Origin of the sequence: Mangrovicoccus sp. HB161399, from assembly GCF_013184745.1 — a bacterium.
In the GTDB taxonomy this organism is placed as follows: Bacteria; Pseudomonadota; Alphaproteobacteria; order Rhodobacterales; family Rhodobacteraceae; genus Mangrovicoccus.
This window is the reverse complement of sequence record NZ_JAATVU010000184.1, coordinates 1-2850: the sequence shown is the minus strand read 5'-3', so window position 1 is coordinate 2850 and position 2850 is coordinate 1. Positions and strand designations below refer to the sequence as shown.

Here is a 2850-nt window from a genome sequence, read left to right as displayed (position 1 = left end):
GGCGACGGTGCGCAGAAAGGATACCGCCACGGGCACCGCAAGCGGCAGCTCACGGGCACCTTCGGCACCGAGACGGTGCGCGTTCCTCGTGCCCGGATCGAAGACGAAACCGGCAAGGTCACCGAGTGGCGGTCCAAGGCGCTGCCGCGCTACAGGCGGCTCACGAAGAAGGCCGAGGCGCTGATCGCGGCCTCGATTGTGAGGGGCAGCCGTAATCTCCCCGAAACGGGCAATTGAAAAATCCCCGACCGTGAGCGGTGGCGGCAATTTACGGACCTCATGGATCCGGAAATTGGCGGCGCCGCGGATCACTGGCCTGATGCTCCCAACAAATGAGCGCTGATGCGCCACCGGTCCGAGCGTCTGCGCGAATGCAGGGGCGTGCAGGTGAAGGGACTGAGGGAGATCGTCTTGATCCATGACTTGAAGAAGTTCGAAGGTCCACGCCAGCGGTTCGAGTGGCCTGAGAACGGCTCAGCATCAGCGCCATCGCGCGGCAGGTCGGTTGCGACCGCAAGACCGTGCGGCGGCATCTCGATCAGGGCCTGGTGGCACCGGTCTACGGCCCGCGGGCGCCGCGCGAGCGGGCCATAGACCCCTATTAGACCTACCTGCGCGATCGCGTTCTGGCCTTCTCCGGGCTCAGCGGCGTCCGGCTGCTGCGGGAGATCCGCGCCATGGGCTATGCAGGCGGCTACACCGCTGTCACCGATTTCCTGCGCACCGTCCGTCCATCGGTGCCGAAGCCGTTCGAGCGGCGGTTCGAGACGCCACCCGGGCGGCAGGCGCAGGTGGATTTTGCCGAGTTCACGGCGGAATCCACCGACGAGACCGGCGTCATGCGGAAAGTCTGGCTGTTCAGCATGGTCCTCGGCCACAGCCGGTGGTTCTGGGGACGCTTCGTGGCCAGCCAGAACCTGCAATCCGTCCTGCGCTGCCATATCGGCGCCTTCGAGGCGATCGGCGGGGCGCCCGAAGAAGTCCTCTACGACCGGATGAAGACGGCAGTGATCGGCGAAGAGTGAGCCATGTGGTCGCCATGGTTCGAGACCCATGGCGAACGCCGGGGTGGTGACCTGCAACGCATCGCTGGTCGCGCTGCTGAGCCACTACGGGACCATCCCGCGCGCCTGCCGCCGTATCGCGCCAAGACCAAGGGCAAAATCGAGCGGCCGTTCCGCTACATCCGGCAGGATTTCTTCCTGGCCCGCAGCTTCCGCAATCTCGACGACCTGAACGCGCAGTTCGATGCCTGGCGGGTCGAAGTGGCGAACCCGCGGCTCCACGCCACCACCCGGCGGATCGTCGACCAGGCCTTCGCCGAAGAGAAGCCCGCCCTGAAGTCGCTGCCCGCGATCCACTATGATGCGGTGCTGACCATCGAGCGGCGGGTCAGCCGCGAGGGCATGGTCTCGGTCGGCGGCAATCTCTACTCGGTGCCCGACACCGCGCGGCGCCGCGTGCTCGAGGTCCAGCACCACACTGCCGAGATCCGCATCTTCGAGGACGGCCAGCTGATCGCCCGGCACCCGGTGCTCGAGGGCAAGGCGCTGCGCCGGGTCGATCCAGCCCATCGCAAGGCTCCGCCGCCGCGCCCGTCCCAGCAGATGCCGGTCCAGGGCCTGCGCCGTCCGCTGGACTTCTACGATGCCGTCGGCCGCCGCCTGGCCGCGGGTGGCCAGCCATGAGCGCGCTGCTCGACCGCATCCGCGGAGCCCTCGTCGGGCTGAAGATGCCGCGCGCGCTGGAGGCGCTCGACCACACGCTGCAGCAGCTGGAAAAGGGCGAGATCACCGCCGTCGAGGCGATCGACGCGCTGCTGGGCGAGGAACGAGCCATTGTTCGCCATCGGTCCGAGGACGATGGCGAGTGCAACGCGCGAGGGCCGCCGCATCGAGGTCGTCCTGCGCACCGCCAAGCTGATGCCCATCAAGACGCTGGAAAGCTTCGACTTCTCGTTCCAGCCGTCGCTGAACCGGGAGCGCATCGCGGCTCTTGCCCAGCTCGGCTTCATCCGCCGGTCGGAGGTGGTTCACTTCCTTGGCCCGCCGGGCACGGGGAAGAGCCACCTTGCGACGGCGCTTGGCGTGGCGGCGGTGAAGGCCGGGCGCACGGTCTATCGCGCCACGCTCGCCGAGCTGATCGAGGCGCTGTCCCAAGCCGAGCGGTCAGGCCGCCTGCCGGAAAAAATCCGGTTCTATGCCCGGGCCCCGCTGCTGATCGTCGACGAGATCGGCTACCTGCCGATCACCCAGGGCGGGGCCAACCTGTTCTTCCAACTCGTGAATGCGCGCTACGAGAAGGGCGCGATGATCATGACCTCCAACCGCGGATTTGCGGAGTGGGGAGAGGTCTTCGGCGATCCGGTCGTCGCCACGGCGCTGCTCGACCGGCTTCTGCACCACGCGGTCGTCGTCCAGATCGAGGGCGCCAGCTACCGGCTGCGCGCCCATGCCGACCTGATCCCGGAACATGTCCGCGCAAACGCCCCGATCACCCCGCCACCGCCGCCGAAGCGCCGCGGTCGGCCGCCGAAAATCCGGAATGGAGCTGCCGATCACTGACCCCGGCTGATCGCCGGACCCGCCGAAGTGGGGAATTCCAAATTGCCCGAACTGGGGAAAATTCAGTTGCCATTGACACGGTGTATCTGGTGGGGACCAATACGCGGCGGGTGAAGCGGGCGCTGTTCGGCCTGTTCGAAGGGGCCGTCAGCAAGGAATGAGCGCCTGCGCGCCACCGGTCCGAGCGCAGGCACGAATGGCAGCCGGGCCTGGCGGAAGGTGAAGGTCGATTGGGACGCCTGGTGTGCCCGCAGCCTGGCCGGGGAGGATATCGTCCGGGTTCGGC

General features: G+C 67.5%; 1 protein-coding gene and 3 pseudogenes. All 4 read left to right on the top strand.

Annotated features, from left to right (window positions below; genetic code table 11):
- Positions 1-210: pseudogene (locus tag HCC78_RS31990) on the top strand (IS256 family transposase); the annotation flags it as partial.
- A 269-nt stretch (positions 211-479) separates the two neighbouring features.
- Positions 480-1688, top strand: a pseudogene (gene istA / locus HCC78_RS31985) (IS21 family transposase).
- Positions 1689-1862: 174 nt separating this feature from the next.
- Positions 1863-2564 carry an IS21-like element helper ATPase IstB gene (istB, locus tag HCC78_RS31980; RefSeq protein WP_305848705.1) on the top strand — a complete coding sequence of 234 codons (702 nt, stop codon included), beginning with the start codon at positions 1863-1865 and terminating at the stop codon, positions 2562-2564.
- A pseudogene (locus HCC78_RS35120) lies at positions 2528-2850 on the top strand (hypothetical protein); the annotation flags it as partial. The gene istB and the pseudogene HCC78_RS35120, both read left to right, overlap by 37 nt.